Source organism: Humibacter ginsenosidimutans (assembly GCF_007859675.1).
Taxonomy (GTDB): Bacteria; Actinomycetota; Actinomycetes; order Actinomycetales; family Microbacteriaceae; genus Humibacter; species Humibacter ginsenosidimutans.
In genome coordinates this window covers 1,764,584-1,781,643 of sequence record NZ_CP042305.1, presented here as the reverse complement: position 1 = coordinate 1,781,643, position 17,060 = coordinate 1,764,584, and the positions used below count along the sequence as shown (strand labels likewise).

The window sequence follows — 17,060 nt, the reverse complement described above, 5'->3', positions numbered from 1 at the left end:
GGCCTCAGACCTTCGACATCCAGTCGTCGTCGGCGTCTTCATCGCCATCGTCGATCACGGCGTTCGGCATCGTGAACGCCTCGGTGACCGGCGCGATCACGGTGGCCTCGTCGCGGCGATGCCGCAGCACGTCGTTGATGTACGACGACAGCGCCTCGGCCAGCGGCACGTCGCGACCCTCTTCTTGCGACATGAACCAGCGGTGATCCAGCAGCTGGTGGAACACCTCGGCGGGCTCGAGCTTGCCGCGCAGGTCGGCCGGGATGGCGCGCACCACCGGCTCGAACACGCGCATCAGCCACTCGTGCGCGATGGCCTCCTCGTCGAGGCCCGGCTTCGCGACGGTCGCCGCATACGCGTCGAGGTCGTTGAGCAGGCGCCTCGCCTGGTTCTCGCCCGTGTCGAGCCCCGTCAGCCGAAGCAGCCTGCGCTGGTGGTGACCGGCGTCGACAACCTTGGGCTGGATGCGCACATTGGCTCCGTCAGCGCCGGTGCGGATCGCGAGCTCTTCGATATCGAATCCGAGCTCGTTCAGCCGGCGAACGCGCTCCGCGATGCGCCAGCGCTCCGATGCCGAGAACGACTCGCTGCCGGTCAGCTCCTTCCAGAGCGAGCGGTAGGAGGCGACGATGCCTCCCGACACCTCGACGGGGTCCACCTCCTCGGCGAGCCGGCCGCCGGCCTGGATGTCCATCAGCTCTCCGGCGATGTTGACGCGCGCGATCTCGAGGTCGTTCTCTCGCTGGCCGTTCGAGAGGCCGCCCTCATAGAGCTGGCCGGTCTCGGCATCCACCAGATACGCCGCGAATGCGCCGGCATCGCGCCGGAACAGCGTGTTCGACAGCGAGACGTCGCCCCAGAAGAAGCCGACCATGTGCAGCCGCACCAGAAGAACGGCCAGCGCGTCGACAAGACGCGTGGCGGTGTCGGGCCGCAGGGTCTGCGAATAGAGCGCGCGGTAGGGGAGTGAGAACTTGAGATGCCTGGTGACCAGCACGGGCTTCAGCGGCTTGCCCGCGTCGTCGGTGCGTCCCTCGATCACGGCGACCGGTTCGACGCACGGCACGTCGAGCCGCTGCAACAGGCGGAGCATGTCGTACTCGCGTCGCGCCATCTCGCCGGTGGTCTCTTTGATGGCGATGACGTAGCCGGAGAGGTTGGCGAATCGCACGAGGTGGCGCGAGATGCCCTTCGGCAGCAGAGCGATGTGCTCGTTCGACCACTTGTCGAGCGGCAGATTCCACGGCAGATCGAGGAGGGCCGGGTCGACGGTTGCCGCGGTGATGTTGACGGAGCCAGCCATAGAACTCCCAGCCTAGGGTGTGTCCCGCCGGACCGAGACTCGTCGAGACGTCAGAAAATGCGGTCGCAGCGGCGTCGTGACCGCATTTTCTGACGTCTCGGCCCCATCGCCGGCCGCACGATGAGAGCGAAGAACGCCCCCGGCCGGAGAGAGATCCGCGGCCGGGGGCGTTCTTGGTTGCGACTGTGTCAGCCTGCCGAAAGTCAGTCGACCACGGCGCCGCCGAGGCGCTCGCCGCTCTCGGCGTCGAAGACGTGCACGTGGCCCGGCTTCGGGGTGATGTAGACGGTCTCGCCGGCGTTCGGGTGCACGCGTCCGTCGACGCGGCCCACGATGTCGACGCGCTTGTCGTCGACCGTGGTGTGGCCGTAGAGGTAACCGTCGGCGCCGAGCTCCTCGACGAGGTCGACGCCCACCGTGAGGCCGTTGCTCGCCGTCGTCGACACGACGACGTCTTCGGGGCGAACACCGATGGTGACCTGCTTGCCCGCCTTGGCGAGCACCTCGCGGTCGACCGGCACGACGGCGCTGCCGAACTGGATGCCGCCATCGGTCACGTCTGCCGTGAACAGGTTCATGGCCGGGCTGCCGATGAAGCCGGCGACGAACACGTTGTTGGGCTCTGCGTAGAGCTCGCGCGGGGTGCCGACCTGCTGCAGGACGCCGTCCTTGAGCACCGCGATGCGGTCGCCCATGGTGAGGGCCTCGGTCTGGTCGTGCGTGACGTACACGGTGGTGACGCCGAGACGGCGGGTCAGCGACGCGATCTGGGTGCGGGTCTGCACGCGCAGCTTGGCGTCGAGGTTCGACAGCGGCTCGTCCATGAGGAACACCTGGGGGCTGCGGACGATGGCGCGGCCCATGGCGACGCGCTGACGCTGACCACCGGAGAGCGCCTTCGGCTTGCGGTTCAGGTAGGGCTCGAGGTCGAGGAGCTTGGCCGCCTCGAGAACGCGGGTCGCGCGCTCTTCCTTCTTGACGCCCGCGATCTTGAGCGCGAAGCCCATGTTCTCGGCGACGGTCATGTGCGGGTACAGCGCGTAGTTCTGGAAGACCATGGCGATGTCGCGGTCTTTCGGCGGAACATCCGTGACGTTGCGGTCGCCGATGAAGATGTTGCCCTCGTTGACCTCTTCGAGGCCGGCGAGCATGCGGAGCGACGTGGACTTTCCGCAACCGGAGGGGCCGACGAGCACGAGGAACTCGCCGTCGGCGATGTCGAGATTCAGCTTGTCGACGGCAGGACGCGTGCCACCGGGATAGATGCGCGTCGCATCGTCGAACGTGACTGTTGCCATGGTTCTATGTCTCCTTCACCGGCAGGTACGTGCCGGACGATCCGTTGTGATGGATGTTGTATGACCATCGGTCGCCGATGACCTTGACCGATGCTACGTCACGGTGCGCGAGCGGGCGAATCGGCGGCCGTAGGGTCAGGCGGGATCGCAGCATTCGTTGCACCGACGTGCGAGTCATCTCCAGCACCCGTCTGGGCATTTCCCAGAGTGCGCCCTTAACATCTTTCGAGGCGTCCACGCGCAGCCGTGGTCCGCCGTCCTCCCCTCCCGAGCTCCACACCCGAAGCGAGATCGAATGACCAACGGCGATCCTGCGCTCACGCCGTCGAACGGTGAGCGCCGTGCCGCAGCGCGCGAGAAGGCCCGTCAACTCCGCGAGGCGCACCGCAAGAAGGAGCGCCGCCGTCGCGCCGCCGTGCGGTCGACGATCATCGCCGTTGTCATCGCCGCAGCCGCCGTGGTCGCCGTGGTCATCGTGTCGTCGATCCATGCGCCGTCGCCGGGGCCGGCGAACATGGCGAGCGACGGCATCCTCATCGGCAAGGACATGAAGGCGCAGCACACGGCCGCGACCGACCCCGACGCGAAGCCGGTCGCGAACAAGCTCGACTCGTCGGGCAAGACGGTCACGATCGTGACCTACGTCGACTATCTGTGCCCATACTGCGGTGAGTTCGAGCGCACCAACGCCGACCAGATCGGCAAGCTCGTCGACAGCGGGGCCGCGACCATCGAGATTCACCCGATCCCGCTGCTGGCAAGCCACTCCAACGGAACCAAGTACTCGCTGCGGGCCGACAACGCCGCGGCCTGCGTGGCCAACTACGATCCGAACTCGTTCTGGGCGTTCAATCGCGAGCTCTTCGATCACCAACCGCAGGAGAACACGGCGGGCCTCACCGACCAGCAGATCAAGCAGCTGGTGAAGGACGCCGGGGTCAAGACCTACGACTCGGTCTCGAAGTGCATCGACGACGGTCGCTACGAGTCGTGGGCGCAGACCGCTCTCGACCGCACGCTGGCCGGCCCGATCCCGAACTCGACGGTCAAGCAGCTCAAGGGAACACCGCTCGTCCTGGTGAACGGCAAGCAGTATCAGGGCTCACTCACCGACGCGGACGAGTTCCGTGCCTTCATCGTCAAGGCGCAGGCCGACACGTACTCGGACTCCAAGTCGACGGGCACGGCGACGCCCACCCCGACGCCGACCGCGACCAACTGAAGACCGTAAGATGGTGACTCGGGCGTCAGCGCCCGTGCCGACTTAGCTCAGCTGGTAGAGCAACGCTCTTGTAAAGCGTAGGTCGCGAGTTCGAGCCTCGCAGTCGGCTCCAAAGAACGTCCGCAGCTCACCGACCCCTGCCGTTGCACGAACCGTGCCGGCAGGGGTTTCGGCGTTAACGGCCGTCGCGAACCATTCGAGGCTCACGTCGCAGGCCGTGGCCATGCGCACCATCACGTCGAACGGCGGGACCGAGCGGCCCGTCTCGTAGTTCGATAGCGAGTTTCGGGCGATCCCAACCGCGGATGCGAGGTCGGCCTGGTCGAGCCCTGCAGCCTTGCGTGCCTTCGCGATCAGCTCACCGAGCGTCCACGTAATCGTCATGCTCATAGGCCGATGGTAGCGCGCCCAATATTGCGACACGCCGTTTCGAATGCCTGCGTGTCTGAGTCGCACGCCTCAATCTTGGGCGCATGCAAACAACCGAGGCACGCCCACCACCAGCGCACCCGGCAGGGGAAACCCCGCTCACAACGGCGTGAGCACCTAGCGCAGTCGACGAGTCCGATGCGCTGGGAGACCCGGGAGGCGACCGGGGACCAAGTGTGCGGACGGCCGCACGTCTGACCAGTGCGAGCCGCTGGCAGATGCCAACACCGACCCGGACGGGTGAGCGGTAAGTGGTACGACCGGGCGCTCTCCCCGACATTCAAGCCCGCTCCGGGGGCCTGTCAGTAGCGCGATCGAGAGACGCGCCCGCAACGACCGATGCCCGGCTCCGCCGAAGCACGAGTCTCGCGGCTCCTTCCAGTCATGGAGGGGGCCGCACCTCCCGTCCACCCTCACCACCGAAGCAACCGGAGAACATCATGACCACCATCGATCTCGACACCATCACGCTCGCCTACGGGGCGCACGACAACCAGGGCCAGGGAACGTGTCTCCTCGAAGCCGCCTCCTATGTCGCGGGCGAGCCGTTCAGCGACCGACCTGCCTGTGTCTCGCCCGTGCTCGGTGCCTTCGGGCGCGGCCTGAACGACGCGCTCAACGACACCGACCGGCAGCAGCTCAAGACCAGGCTCCCGCTCATCATGGGCACCGACGACCAGTACGCCTCCGACCAGGCACGCGGATTCCTCGCCATGGACTGGCTCATCCGCACCTACCTGCCCGCCTGGCTCGACCTCGCAGGCATCGACTCCAGTGGCTTCACCGACCTCGACCCGATCACCAATGGGGCCACACTCCAAGCCGCGATGCCCACCATCACCGCAGCGCAGAGCAAAGCCGCCGCCGCACGGGCCGCCGCACGGGCCGCCGCACGGGACGCCGCAGGGGACGCCGCATGGGCCGCCGCATGGGCCGCCGCATGGGACGCCGCACGGGACGCCGCACGGGACGCCGCACGGGACGCCGCACGGGCCGCCGCACGGGACGCCGCACGGGACGCCGCACGGGACGTCGCATGGGACGCCGCATGGGACGTCGCATGGGACGCCGCATGGGCCGCCGCATGGGCCGCCGCACGGGACGCCGCATGGGACGCCGCATGGGCCGCCGCATGGGCCGCCGCACGGGCCGCCGCACGGGACGCCGCACGGGACGCCGCACGGGACGTCGCATGGGACGCCGCATGGGACGTCGCATGGGACGCCGCATGGGCCGCCGCATGGGCCGCCGCACGGGCCGCCGCACGGGACGCCGCACGGGACGCCGCACGGGACGCGCTGGCGCCGACAGTGGCGAAGCTCCAGGCATCCGCGATCGAGCTGTTTGACCAGATGATCGCAGTCGGCGCATGAGGCACCGCCGCCGCAGCACTCACCGGCCGACCGACTGGACCGTCGGCGAGCAGCTCACCTTCATCGGCTCGCTCGTCGCCGTCGTGCTGGCGATCGTGGCCGGCACGTTCGTAACTGTCGGTGCCGCATGGTAGAGCCGCTCGACCTCGCCGCGCCGTGGTGGGTGCTGCTGCCCACCGCGGCGCTGGCCTGGGCGACTTACGCCGTGCTCGTGTGGAGGTCGCACAGATGAGCCGATCCCGGTCCGCCACGTTCGCTGCATTCCTCGACCAGTGGGCGGAGATACGAGCCGACTACGACCTCGTGCTGCAAGCCGCCTACGAGCGGGCCGAAGAAGTCACGCGAGGCAAGCTGCTCAACCGTCGAGGTCGACGCGCTGGCATCGATGCCTATTCGCTGTTCCTCGGCCCGGCCGTGCGCGCCTACGCCTACGCCTCCGACGAGCTGATTGAGCACTGGCGCACACACCCTCGCATCACGTTCGAGGCGTTCGAACAGCAGGCACTCATCGAGAGGCGATGGAGATGAGCCGCACGACAGCGAAGCACGCACCTCGTGCCGATCGGCCCCGCGTGCCGCACGTGCACGACTTCGACCCGATCAGCGGGTGGTGCATGACCTGCAACTACCGCAGCGACGGCCGGCTCACTGGCCCCGACGGCACCGTGTGGCGGCCCGGCCACGACTACACGCAAGCCGAGCTGAACGCGCTACGCGACGCACACCTGGCAGGGGTAGAGCAATGAGCGAGGGACCGATGAAGCAGTGGCGCGACACATTCAAGCGACCCTCAGTCTCGACGCCGAACGCATCGCGAGTCTGTGGCACCACGTCGCGTGGCGTCGCCTACTGCGGACGCGGCATCCGCACGCGGGTGGGCATCACCACCGACTGGAGCCGCGTCACCTGCGCCGACTGCCTCGCTGCCCGCGATGCCGACGACAAGGCAGGCGCTCGGCTATGACCGCGAAGCACAGCGCACCCGAGTACCAGCGCAACGCCCGCATCATCCGTGGCCGCGTCCGCACCCTGCACACACGTGGCGAGGCCGTGACGTGTTGGCGCTGCCGTCGCTCGATCCTTCCTGGCCAACCCTTCGATGTCGGGCACCGCGATCCCAACGGCGGGCACGGCCTCGACAACCTCGCACCCGAGCACCGCCACGCGACCGCCTCGTGCGTCGGCAACCGTGCCGACGGGGGCCGCATGGGTGCAGCCATCACCAACCGCCGACCGCCCGCACGTGACGTCCAGACATGGGAACTATGACTACCGCGACTGAACAGCCTGTAGAATCCGAACAGGGCAACGCCGTTTTTTTAGTGGGAGACAGTGAAACCCACGCCAACGGCTCACTTGTATATCCCCAGAACGCTGAGCCCGATCCCCACGACTGGGACGGCACTCCGATTCCCCCGGTCGTGCTCGCGCACCCTCTTCTCGATGAGGCGGCATGGGTCGCGAAGCGCGATTCGGGCCGGCATCCGTCCGACGTGTCGCCGATGGTCACCACCTACCAGGGCCGCGTCGAGTTCCTCGTCGGCGCGTGGGTGCTCGACAAGGTTGTGCCGCGCAGACTCGGCGGCTCGCTGCTGGCCAACCTCCAGCCGCAGATGCTCATCACGGCCGACGTGCTCAACGCCGAACGATTCAGGAACGCGGTGCTGGAGCCGCGCCGAAGCGCCAAGACCACATCGCTGTGGTGCGTCGCGATCGGTCGGTGCTGGATGCGGCCCCAGTACCAGGCCGGCTACACGATGCTGACCAAGGCGAAGAGCGCCGAGAAGCGCTTTGAGGAAGACGTGCGCAACCCGATCCTCATGCAGTGGCGCGACAAGACCACTCGCCCGCTCAAGGTCGAAGACGGCAAGGGTGGCAAGGGCATCGCGTTCCCCAACTTCTCGAACCTCGACGTGCTCGCACCGAAGGGCGACGAGGTTCGATCCGGCGCCTACGACCTGCTCATCATGGACGAGAGCGGCGAGGCCGAGCCCGACATGTGGGAAGACATCATCGCCGCCGTCGTGCCCTCGTTCGACACCCGAGTCGATGAGGAAGGTCGCGGCGCACAGCTCGTCTTCGCAGGCACAGGCGGCAGGTACCGGCAGGGCTCATACTTCTGGTCCACGCTCCACGATGCCGACGCCGGCCGCGTGCGATACGGCGTGCCCGACGACATCGACCCCACGCTGCTGCTCGACTGGGCGACCGTCGGCCCCATCATCGACAAGCTCCACCCCGGCCTCGACGGCCTCACCAACCTGGCTCGCATCGAATCCAACTTCCCCGACCTCGGCGCTGATCGATTCGCGCTCGAATACTGCGGGCACTTCGGCGACGAGACCGGCACCCGCACCGCGATCACCTCGGCCGCGTGGCGCAAGGGCAAGCAGCCCGGCGAGCACCCGCACGGCATCACGACCGGCAGCCTCGCCGTCGCCGTCGACAAATTCGGCGCCTGGGCATCCGTCGCCGTCGCATGGCACTACGAACCGCCGGCCGACTTCGCCACCATGGCATGGGACCTCGACGGCACCGAGCACGAGGAACCGCACCGCGTGGCCGTCAAACTCGTGCACCACCAGCGCGGCGTCGAAGGTCTGGAGCGCGTGTTGCTCACCTACGCCCGCCGCCTGAACACGCCCGTCGTCTACGACCACGGCACCAGCAACTCGCGGGCCGTCGTAGAACGGATGCTGGCACGGGCGCGACCGAAACCGGCCACCACGACCTACCAGCTCCAAGACGTGAAGGTCGCGCACGCGCAGCTCGTCAACGGGCTCGAACGCGGCGACATCATCCACTGGGAGCAAGCCCCGCTCGACAAGGCCGCCGAGGTCGCCGTCGCCCAGTCAATGGGACAGGGATTCCTACTCCGCCCGCCACGAGGCGACGACGCGGCCGACTGCACGTCACTTGAGGCCATTGCCCTCGCCGTCGACGCGCTGCCCGACCGGCCCACCGCACCCTTCACCCCGGGTGCCGTCATCGAGTTCAACTAGGAGACCCGCAACGATGCCCAACCCGTCACCGATCAAGCTCGACTGCTCCGCCGCGCTCATCGTCATCTACTGCACCGAGCACCCCTGGTGGCGCGCCTCCCGGTTCGTGAAGGACGACGCCTGGGACGCCGCATGCGCTCACGAAGAGCGCGAACACACCGGCGACGACCGCCAACGGCACGCGCGCACAGTGCGTCAAGAGCGCGCCCGACACGCCGCGCATTCGTGAGATGTGAGGATCGTCCGGAGCCTCGAACACGTGGGAATCTTCACGCGAAGCAAGATCGGCAAGGCGTACGAGCTGAGTCGATCGCGGGCGACGATGCCGCTCGCGGTCGCCTCGCCGTGGGCGCCGACTGACGCTCTCACCCAGTTCGCGGTCGAACAGCTGTTCCGCGACGCGGTCGAGGGCAGTGACGCGCCGATGGTGCGCGACGTTGCGCTCCGGATCGGTGGGGTGAAGCGAGCGCACGGCATCCACGTGCGCCAGTTCGCCAGCATCCCGTTCAAGCTCATGGACGACGCGACGCCGGCAGCCGCCCAGCCGCGCTGGCTCACGACCTCGGACTCTGGCGTCTCGCCCTACCACCGGATGCACGGCCTCGGCTCCGACCTGTTCTTCAACGGGTGGGGATGCCTGAGCTTCAACACCGATCCGCACGACCCGGAGGCCGACTGCCTGCACGTGCCCTTCGGTGCGTGGGGCATCGACCCGAGCACCGGCGAGGTGTGGGTTGACGAGGACATCGTGCCGGCCGACTACACCCAGTTCCCTGTCGCGATCCCGGTCGGGTACGGCGAGAACGGCCTACTCATCGACGCCGTGGACACGCTCCGCGAGGCACGCCAGATCGAGGCCACCTATAAAGACCGCCTCGAGAACCCTGTACCGCTCACCACGCTCGGCATCCCCAAGGATGACTGGCACCAGTGGACGCCCGAAGAGCGTCGCGCCTACCAGACGCAGTGGATCGAAGGGCGCAAGAAGGGCGGCGTCGCCGTCAAGGTCGCCGAGTACCCCGTCGACTACCACGACACCCAGGTCGACCTGTTCGAGTCGGGCCGCAACGCCGTCCGCCTCGACATCGCGAACCACACTCAGACGCCGGCCAGCCTTCTCGAAGGCGTCAGCCAAGGCGGATCAGGCACCTCCAACGTCAAGTACACCGGCGTGGCGAACGGCGCCAGCCGAAACGAGCTGTGGGACTTCGGACTTGCGAAGGCTTTCACGCTCGCGTTCGAGGCGCGCATGTCCCTCGATGACATCTGCGACCCCGGCCTCTCGATCCGGGGCGACCTGTCCAACATGTTCGCGCTCCCGGAGCCGAACACCGATCCCACCAGCGAGGACTGAATGAATACCGTCATCATCGACGCCGGAACACTCGACTTTTCCGGCGAAGACCTCACCGCCACCGGACGGCTCGTGCCCTACGGGGTCGAGTCCCGATCGAGCCTCGGCACCTTCACCTTCTCGGCCGGCGACATCGCGCTCCCGTCCGACGTGACAGGCATGAGCCTCAACGTCGAGCACAAGCGCGAGAACGTCATCGGCGCGTTCTCCCGAGTCTGGGAACAGTCCGACGGCGTCTACAGCTCGTTCAAGTTCGCGAACACGCCCGCCGGCCGACGCGCCTACCAGGACGCCAAGAGCGGCAAGCGGAAGAACCTCTCCGCCGAGGTCGCCAACGTGCGCATCCGTGGCGGCAAGGCGCTGCCCGGCGCGGTCCTGTTCGCCGGTGCAGTGGTCGAGCACCCCGCCTTCGACGGCGCAACGCTGCTCGCCGCCGACGACACCGAGACCAGCGGGCACTACGAGTCCGAGTACGTGGACGAGAACGGCGTCACCTGGCGTCGCGTCGAAGACTCCACCACCACCACATCGGCCGACGGCACGAGCACGACGACCGAGACCACCGTCACCAACACCGTCGAAGAACCCGACGACAACCCCGCCGAGCCGGTCGAAGAGACCGACGAGGAAGACCCTGAGGAGGAAACCATCATGGCCAACGCCGCACCCGGCAATGTCCGCCCCGTCGCGTCCACGCTGCTCGCCGGAGCACCGACCGGCAACACCCCGACCAAAGAGCCCGTCGTTGACCTCGGCAGCGTGTTCGCCAGCATGGCGACCATCAAGGCCGGCACGAGCAACGATCCCGCCTACCAGGACGCGACCACACTGCTCGCCGCGCTCTCCGACATCACCGTCGAGAAGGCCGGCGGACTTACCGGAGCCAACTCCGGCATCCTCCAGCCCGCATGGGTCGGCCGCCTCTGGCAGGGGCGGCGCTACCAGCGCAAGTACCTCGACCTGCTCACGCACCTGTACGGCGGCATCCAGCTCGGCGGGCGCAAGGGATTCAAGCTCGCGCAGGGCACCGCACTCGTCACCCAGTGGGCCGGCAACAAGGCGGCGATCGGTTCCGGCACCGCCAGCACGTCGCTCACCTCCAGCACCCGACAGGCGTACGGCTACGCCGCCGACATCGCCCAGGAGTGGTACGACCTCGAAGGCGGAGCCGAGGTGCTCCAGGCATTCTTCGAAGGCGTCGTCGACTCCTACGCGAAGATCACCGACGAGGACGCGCTCAGCAGCGTTTTCCTCGCCGCTTCGAAGAGCGCCGCAGCGCTCGACCGCCTCGTCGCACCCGACACGTACCCGTCCGTCGACGGGCACGACTACGAGGGCGCGATGGGCATGGTCATCCAGGGAATCGAAGCCGTCTATGACGCCGACGACACCGCCTCGTTCTCGATCGTCAACCCGGCCGCGTGGAAGCAGCTGCTCTACACGGCGAAGGACCTCGTGCCCGAGTACGTGTCATTCGGCATCGGGGCCGGCACCGGCGACGCGAACGCCGACGGCAAGGTCACGATCGTGAAGGCGGCCGACAGCTTCTTCGCCGGCCTCGACGCCACCAAGCCGCAGGTCATCGTCGGCGCGAAGGCCGCCATCGAGTTCCGCGAGCAGGGAGAGACGCCGATCCAGATCGACGCCCTCAACATCGCACAGGGCGGCGTCGACAAGGCCGTCATCGGCTACCTCGAGACGTTCGTCGTACGCCCCGAGTCGCTCGTGCTCGTCGGCACCAAGAGCGCCTGAGCATAGGCGGGAGCGAACACGTGGCCACCACCATCACCTGGTACACCACCGAGCCGCAAGAACAGGTCGAGCGCCTCGAAGCGGCATGGCCTGAGGCACCCGTCGAAAACCTCGACCTGCTCGCCATGATCCTCGACGTGGCCCAGACGCAGGTGCTCGCGTTCGCTCCCGCCCCGCCCGACGGCGAGGACTGGGAAGCGGCACCGCCTGCCCGCCTCGTGTACGCGCAGCTCCAGCAGACCATCAACCTCTGGAACGCCGGCAGCGCCAGCCCGACCGGCGATGTCGGCCCCGAGGGGTTCAGCTTCACGCCGCGACCGCTTGACAAGACGATCCGCACCATCATCCGCCCCATCGACGGGAAACCCGATGTCCTCTGACACCATCGCCGCGTCGCGGCTCGACAACGTGCGCGCCACCCTCGACGCCGTGCTCAAGCCGGTGCTGCCCGCCGACTGGAAGACGGTGCCGAACATTGACACTCCGCAAGCGAAGCAGCTCGTGCCCGTGCTCTACACCGAGTTCACCGGCATCAGCTCCGACTACAACGGGCAGACGCTGCCGCAGGGCACCGTGTTCTGCGACTTCGACCTCGTCGTCTCTGTCGCGTCCACCGACAACAAGAAGGGCGAGGACGACGCCGACAAGGCTGTGCTCGACCTCATCGTCGCGGTCGACCAGGCCGACCAGGTCGCATGGTCGACCGCCAAGAAACAGCGCATGGAGACGGGCCAGCTCGTGTGGCGCGTCTCCCTCGCTGTCCTCACCTCCACCAACTGACAAGGAGCACACCACCGTGACTGTCATCGCCGTCAAGCCGTACATCTTCAAGCGGCCCAAGCTCAACATCAAGACCAAGGCTGCCGAGCCCGCCGACCTCGGCGACTTCGAAGCCCACATCTCCAAGGCCACCGTCGACCCCAACGTGTCGATCGTGACGTGGCAGGGCGGCACGCCCGATTCCGTCTTCAAGGACATCACCGACCCGGACTGGTCGTGCTCGCTGGAGCTGGCGCAGGACATCACGACGGCCGGCGCGCTGTGGGACGTGCTCAACTCGCACGTGGGGGAGACGCTGCACTTCACGCTCACGCCGAACCTCTCCGACACGTCGGCATCGGTCGCCGAGTTCGACGTGATCGGTGTTCCCGTCGGCATGGGCGGTCAGATCGGCGCCGTGGCAACCTCGTCCGGCACACTGCCCGTGCTCGGCCAGCCCGACTTCGGAGCGGCTGCCTGACACATGCCCGCCCAGATCAGTCTCCTCATCGACTCCCCGCTACGTGATCTCCTGATTCGCTTGCGGGGAGTCGATGCCGACGCGCGCCGGCACCTATTCGCCGCCGCACGCCAGGACGCTACCCCGATCTGGAAAGAAGAGCTGGCCGAGCGGGCCACGACCAGACTGCAGTCCGCTGTGCTCGTGCGCACGGCGAAGGTCGCCGTCACCGCGCGCAACATCCAGTTCAAGTCAGCGACCGCCGGCAAGCTCAGCACGGGCACCGCAGCGAGCACGCTCGCCGCCGCAACCGAGTTCGGCATGTCGCCCGGCTCGTACATCTCCACCCACAGCCCCAAGGGCAAGAGCTACCTACGACGCGCAGGCAGCGCGTTCGGCCCGCGCAAGCAGGCCGGCAAGGTTGTGTTCCCCGCCGTTGACGACGCGATCCCGCGCGTCACGTCGCTCGTGATCCAAACCTGTGGCCGCTCGCTCTACGACGCACTCGACGGGAAAACGAACTGATGGCATCCAAGGGCTACACCATCGCCGCCGCGATGGACACGCGCCTGTTCGAGCAAGGTGTGCGCATGGGCATCATCAAGCCCGTAGAGGACGCCGACGACGCGCTCGAAGGGCTCGGCAAGAACAAGGGTGCCGACCAGCTCGAACGCGAGCTGAAGGACGCACAGCGCGCCACCGACAAGCTCGGCGACGACACTCGGCAGGCCACCGAGCAGATGCAGCGCGACTACCAGAAAGCCGCACGCGCAGCGAAGCAGGCCGACGACGACACCGGGCGCAGCTTCGAGCTGAGCACCCGCGAGAAGACCAAGCTCTCCAAGGAGACCATTCACGAGATCGGCGACGAGGCGAAGCAGAACGCCGCCGAGACCTTCTCCAGCTTCGACGGCTCAGCACAGTCATTCGTAGACGGCATCCAGGGCACCCTCGGCGGACTCGTCGCCTCGCTCGGACCCGTCGGGCTCGCGGCCGGCGCGGCCGGCGCCCTCGGCATCGGGCTCATCAACGGCGCCCTCGGCAAAGCAGATGAGGACACGCAGCAGTTCCGCCAGGACGTGGCGGACCTCGCGACCGACCTCATCGAGACCGGCTCCAAGGGTCAGCACTCCATCGGTTACATCGTGGACCAGCTCAAGAAGATGGCTACCGAGACCGATCCCACGGCCGTGAGCCTGAAGAAAATTCACGACCAGGCAAAGCAGCTCAGCGTGCCGTTCAAAGACCTCGCGCTTGCCTACGCCGCCGGGGGCGACCAGCTCGATGAGCAGATCACCATGCTCAAGAAGCTGAGTCGACAGGCCGCGGAGGCGAGCACCGACTATGGCAACTTCGGTTCGGCGCTCTCGAACGCGAACAACAAGGCCGTCTCGGGCTACCAGGATCAGATCGCCGCCCTCGAAGCGGTTCGTAAGAAGAACAAGGCCGCAGCCCAGGAAGAGCAGGAATACGCCGACACTGGCGCTGCTGCCATGGAACGGAAGCAGAAGCTCATCGAGGGCGTCAACGACGCCTATGACGATGCCGCCAGCAGCGTCGATGACTACGTGGACTCCGAGACCGGCGTGTTCGACACGTCGAAGTACATCGCCGCGATGCAGGCGAAGCAGAAGGCGCTCCAGGAGTACCAGGAGAACCTCAAGACGCTCGGCGGCGGCCTGGGCGCGGATGCCACCAACTACATCGAATCACTCGGCGCCGATCAGGCGTCGATCCTGCTCGACGCCTACAAGAACGCGTCAGCAGCACAGCAGGCGAACCTCCGCACGATCTGGGGCGAGGCAGGCAAGGACAACTCCGGCGCGTACGTCGACGCCGCGAAGAAGGCCATGCCCAAGACCATCGACGGCCCCAAGGTCAAGGTCGGTGCCGACGACTCCGACGCGCAGCGCACCTATGACAAGTGGAATTCCAAGGCACCGATCCGCGTCGGCGTCGAGTTCGTCACCTCGGCAGGAAGGCGAGTCTTCTGATGGCCACCGTAAGCGACGGCACCACCACGCTCACCCCGCTACGGGTGCTCAGCCCCGAGCACGTGCGACCCTCGCACAACATCGGGCACGACGTGATCGGTCGCGCAGACCAGGACGTGACGCTGTATCCCGCCGGCCTGCGCGCCGGCACCATCACGTTCCTGTGCGCTGACGAGGCATCCGCGCAGGCGATCGAAGCACTCCACTCGGGTGCCGTCGTCATCACCTACGTGCCCGACGGTCTCACCACGCTCGCGATGACGTACGTGCTCGCACCTGACGGCAAGATCGACCGCACCCTCGACACGCAGACCCTGCGCCGCTGGCTGGTCGCCGTCGACTTCCAAGAGGTGCGCGTATGACGATCGCACTGCACCTTGTCTCGGCCGTCGTCGGCGACATCGCCCTCGACGTCAAGGCCGGGTCCGTGACACTGGACGAGGCCTGGGCGCCCTACGCGAAGAGTGACCTCACGATCGCGCTGCCGAACGCGGCGACCCTGACCGCACTCGACCCGCGCGGCGATGCCCGCGTGACGATCAGTGCGGCACGCTCCACGCTCTCAGGCGGAGCGTTCGTCGCGCAGTCGTCCCGCACGTTCAACCTGTCGGTGCGGTCGCTCTCCATCGACCACAACGAGGACACGGTGGAGCTCACGCTCGCGTCGGATGAGGCGCTGCTTCAGTCGTACGGGCTCATCTCGACCACGCCGGACACGTCCGCGCTCGCACACCAGACATCGGTGCGGTCAATCGTCAATGAGGTGCTGCTGGCGAAGATCGGCGCGAGCCTCGCCGCCGGGGACGCAGACGCCGACTTCACGACGACGACCGCCCTGACGAACATGATGACCGACCCGGCCACAACGTTCATCACGTCCCTGCAGGGATACGCGGCCGTGAACTGCACCGTCGACAAGGCGGACACGAGCTGGTTCGTCGCCGGCACGCACAGCGGCAACCTCTACAACCCGACCACCGCCGACAGCTACCTCAAGCTCGACCCGAACACGGCAGCACTCCAGAACGGCGTACAGGCGGGGAAGACATACACGCTCTCCGGGTGGGGCAACGTCAAGGTGAAGTGCACCGGCACGTCGCAGGGTGCCCGTGAGCGCACCATCACCATCTTCGTCACGGCGGCATCGCTCGGCGGCACCGTCGAGTACCACTCCGCGCAGCTGCCGAACACTGTGAACACCCCGACCCAGGTGGGCGTGACGTTCACGGTGCCGGCCGACGCGACCGCCGTGATCGGTCGCGCCTACCTCGGCAACACCATCGGCCAGGTGCGGTGGAACGCCTTCCTCCTGGTCGAGGGCGACGGGCTGGAAACAGACGGCGTCACGCCGCTGGCCTACTGGGACGGCGCGAGCGCGGCGACCGCGTTCTACACGTACACGTGGACGGGCAACGCGAACGCATCCACCTCCACGCGCACACCGCTCGTCAGCCGCGACCCAAGCGCCCTCACCTGGCAGCCCGGAGACGACGCATGGGACTTCATAGGGCCCGTGCTCACCCAGGCCCACCTACGCCTGTTCTGCGACGAGCAGCGGGTGTGGCGGCTCGTGGACAACACATACTCACTCGACGGTCGGGTGACCGTGGCGACCGGCTTCAACGCCTACTCGGCCAGCGACACGATCAGCCTCGACGCGGTCGCATCCGACGGCACACCGCTATGGTGCGACGCCGTCGTCGTCAAGTACACGTGGACCGACAGCACCGGCGCGCAGCAGACCGCATACGACGCGGCTGCCGAAGACAGCGCGCAAAAGACCATGCTCGTCCAATACACGCGCCCCTATCCTGGGCCCGGCGCGGCCGCGTACATCCTCTCCCGCGTGCAAGGCCAAGGCCGCACCCTCGATCTGACTGCCGCCGTCGACTACTCCGCAACGCCCGGCATGGAAGCGTCCGCCACGCTGCCGGGCACGACCGATCAGACCGGGTACGCCTCCAGCGTGTCCTGGGACTTCTCGGCCGACACCATGACCGTCGGCACGCGCGGACTCATCGACACCCCGCCGTCGGCGTGGGTACAGCTTCCCGAAAACGAAACCTGGCTCGACTCACCGGTCGGAGCCTCATGGATTAGCGAGGTGGTTTGAG

At 67.3% G+C, this 17,060-nt stretch carries 18 protein-coding genes, 1 tRNA gene and 1 pseudogene; 17 read left to right on the top strand and 3 right to left on the bottom strand.

Going from position 1 to position 17,060, the window contains the following annotated elements; genetic code table 11:
- Positions 1-4: 4 nt before the first annotated feature.
- On the bottom strand, positions 5-1,303 hold the full coding sequence (locus FPZ11_RS08400) for a DUF4032 domain-containing protein (protein ID WP_146319982.1): 1,299 nt from the start codon (positions 1,301-1,303) through the stop codon (positions 5-7).
- A 203-nt stretch (positions 1,304-1,506) separates the two neighbouring features.
- Complete coding sequence (locus tag FPZ11_RS08395) at positions 1,507-2,601, bottom strand: ABC transporter ATP-binding protein (RefSeq protein WP_146319980.1); 1,095 nt, start codon at positions 2,599-2,601, stop codon at positions 1,507-1,509.
- A 295-nt stretch (positions 2,602-2,896) separates the two neighbouring features.
- On the opposite strand from FPZ11_RS08395, the gene FPZ11_RS08390 reads away from it, so the two are divergent.
- Together FPZ11_RS08390 and FPZ11_RS08385 are read left to right on the top strand one after the other, a co-directional pair.
- Positions 2,897-3,823, top strand: coding sequence for a DsbA family protein (locus FPZ11_RS08390; protein ID WP_146319978.1), 927 nt, complete (start codon positions 2,897-2,899; stop codon positions 3,821-3,823).
- A gap of 36 nt (positions 3,824-3,859) precedes the next feature.
- Positions 3,860-3,935, top strand: a tRNA-Thr gene (locus FPZ11_RS08385).
- Between the two features lie 122 nt (positions 3,936-4,057).
- On the opposite strand, the pseudogene FPZ11_RS20280 reads toward FPZ11_RS08385, so the two are convergent.
- Positions 4,058-4,207 (bottom strand): annotated as a pseudogene (locus FPZ11_RS20280) (helix-turn-helix domain-containing protein); the annotation flags it as partial.
- A 485-nt stretch (positions 4,208-4,692) separates the two neighbouring features.
- Here FPZ11_RS20280 and FPZ11_RS19485 point away from each other — a divergent pair.
- The 15 genes from FPZ11_RS19485 (at position 4,693) to FPZ11_RS08310 (ending at position 17,059) form a co-directional block, all read left to right on the top strand.
- Positions 4,693-5,625: a hypothetical protein gene (locus tag FPZ11_RS19485; protein ID WP_210415988.1), complete on the top strand. Its 933-nt coding sequence runs from the start codon at positions 4,693-4,695 to the stop codon at positions 5,623-5,625.
- Positions 5,622-5,759, top strand: a complete 138-nt coding sequence (locus FPZ11_RS19220) for a hypothetical protein (protein WP_168203769.1) — start codon at positions 5,622-5,624, stop codon at positions 5,757-5,759. The genes FPZ11_RS19485 and FPZ11_RS19220 overlap by 4 nt, the downstream gene beginning before the upstream one ends.
- Positions 5,760-5,853: 94 nt before the next feature.
- A complete protein-coding gene (locus FPZ11_RS08370) occupies positions 5,854-6,153 on the top strand; it encodes a hypothetical protein (RefSeq protein WP_146319976.1) in 300 nt (99 codons plus the stop codon).
- Positions 6,150-6,371 (top strand): hypothetical protein, encoded by a 222-nt coding sequence (locus FPZ11_RS08365; RefSeq protein WP_146319974.1) that lies wholly within the window; start codon positions 6,150-6,152, stop codon positions 6,369-6,371. Before FPZ11_RS08370 ends, FPZ11_RS08365 begins: the two co-directional genes overlap by 4 nt.
- 519 nt (positions 6,372-6,890) lie before the next feature.
- Positions 6,891-8,627 carry a hypothetical protein gene (locus FPZ11_RS08360; RefSeq protein WP_146319972.1) on the top strand — a complete coding sequence of 579 codons (1,737 nt, stop codon included), beginning with the start codon at positions 6,891-6,893 and terminating at the stop codon, positions 8,625-8,627.
- Positions 8,628-8,640: 13 nt separating this feature from the next.
- Positions 8,641-8,856: a hypothetical protein gene (locus FPZ11_RS08355; protein ID WP_146319970.1), complete on the top strand. Its 216-nt coding sequence runs from the start codon at positions 8,641-8,643 to the stop codon at positions 8,854-8,856.
- A gap of 30 nt (positions 8,857-8,886) precedes the next feature.
- Positions 8,887-9,981, top strand: coding sequence for a hypothetical protein (locus FPZ11_RS08350; RefSeq protein ID WP_146319968.1), 1,095 nt, complete (start codon positions 8,887-8,889; stop codon positions 9,979-9,981).
- Entirely contained in the window at positions 9,982-11,733 is a 1,752-nt protein-coding gene (locus FPZ11_RS08345) for a hypothetical protein (protein WP_146319966.1), read from the top strand.
- A gap of 20 nt (positions 11,734-11,753) precedes the next feature.
- A complete protein-coding gene (locus tag FPZ11_RS08340) occupies positions 11,754-12,113 on the top strand; it encodes a hypothetical protein (RefSeq protein ID WP_146319964.1) in 360 nt (119 codons plus the stop codon).
- A complete protein-coding gene (locus tag FPZ11_RS08335; RefSeq protein ID WP_146319962.1) occupies positions 12,103-12,513 on the top strand; it encodes a hypothetical protein in 411 nt (136 codons plus the stop codon). The genes FPZ11_RS08340 and FPZ11_RS08335 overlap by 11 nt, the downstream gene beginning before the upstream one ends.
- 16 nt (positions 12,514-12,529) lie before the next feature.
- Complete coding sequence (locus tag FPZ11_RS08330) at positions 12,530-12,973, top strand: hypothetical protein (RefSeq protein WP_146319960.1); 444 nt, start codon at positions 12,530-12,532, stop codon at positions 12,971-12,973.
- 60 nt (positions 12,974-13,033) lie between these two features.
- Positions 13,034-13,477 (top strand): hypothetical protein, encoded by a 444-nt coding sequence (locus FPZ11_RS08325; protein WP_146319958.1) that lies wholly within the window; start codon positions 13,034-13,036, stop codon positions 13,475-13,477.
- On the top strand, positions 13,477-14,946 hold the full coding sequence (locus tag FPZ11_RS08320; protein ID WP_146319956.1) for a hypothetical protein: 1,470 nt from the start codon (positions 13,477-13,479) through the stop codon (positions 14,944-14,946). The genes FPZ11_RS08325 and FPZ11_RS08320 overlap by 1 nt, the downstream gene beginning before the upstream one ends.
- Positions 14,946-15,308, top strand: a complete 363-nt coding sequence (locus FPZ11_RS08315) for a hypothetical protein (RefSeq protein WP_146319954.1) — start codon at positions 14,946-14,948, stop codon at positions 15,306-15,308. The genes FPZ11_RS08320 and FPZ11_RS08315 overlap by 1 nt, the downstream gene beginning before the upstream one ends.
- Complete coding sequence (locus FPZ11_RS08310) at positions 15,305-17,059, top strand: hypothetical protein (protein WP_146319952.1); 1,755 nt, start codon at positions 15,305-15,307, stop codon at positions 17,057-17,059. The genes FPZ11_RS08315 and FPZ11_RS08310 overlap by 4 nt, the downstream gene beginning before the upstream one ends.
- The last annotated feature ends 1 nt before the right edge of the window (position 17,060 follow it).

Coding starts and splice junctions, on each gene's coding strand:
- FPZ11_RS08400 (WP_146319982.1), bottom strand. CDS start 1,303: ATGGCTGGCTCCGTCAACATCACCGCGGCAACCGTCGACCCGGCCCTC.
- FPZ11_RS08395 (WP_146319980.1), bottom strand. CDS start 2,601: ATGGCAACAGTCACGTTCGACGATGCGACGCGCATCTATCCCGGTGGC.
- FPZ11_RS08390 (WP_146319978.1), top strand. CDS start 2,897: ATGACCAACGGCGATCCTGCGCTCACGCCGTCGAACGGTGAGCGCCGT.
- FPZ11_RS19485 (WP_210415988.1), top strand. CDS start 4,693: ATGACCACCATCGATCTCGACACCATCACGCTCGCCTACGGGGCGCAC.
- FPZ11_RS19220 (WP_168203769.1), top strand. CDS start 5,622: ATGAGGCACCGCCGCCGCAGCACTCACCGGCCGACCGACTGGACCGTC.
- FPZ11_RS08370 (WP_146319976.1), top strand. CDS start 5,854: ATGAGCCGATCCCGGTCCGCCACGTTCGCTGCATTCCTCGACCAGTGG.
- FPZ11_RS08365 (WP_146319974.1), top strand. CDS start 6,150: ATGAGCCGCACGACAGCGAAGCACGCACCTCGTGCCGATCGGCCCCGC.
- FPZ11_RS08360 (WP_146319972.1), top strand. CDS start 6,891: ATGACTACCGCGACTGAACAGCCTGTAGAATCCGAACAGGGCAACGCC.
- FPZ11_RS08355 (WP_146319970.1), top strand. CDS start 8,641: ATGCCCAACCCGTCACCGATCAAGCTCGACTGCTCCGCCGCGCTCATC.
- FPZ11_RS08345 (WP_146319966.1), top strand. CDS start 9,982: ATGAATACCGTCATCATCGACGCCGGAACACTCGACTTTTCCGGCGAA.
- FPZ11_RS08335 (WP_146319962.1), top strand. CDS start 12,103: ATGTCCTCTGACACCATCGCCGCGTCGCGGCTCGACAACGTGCGCGCC.
- FPZ11_RS08320 (WP_146319956.1), top strand. CDS start 13,477: ATGGCATCCAAGGGCTACACCATCGCCGCCGCGATGGACACGCGCCTG.
- FPZ11_RS08315 (WP_146319954.1), top strand. CDS start 14,946: ATGGCCACCGTAAGCGACGGCACCACCACGCTCACCCCGCTACGGGTG.
- FPZ11_RS08310 (WP_146319952.1), top strand. CDS start 15,305: ATGACGATCGCACTGCACCTTGTCTCGGCCGTCGTCGGCGACATCGCC.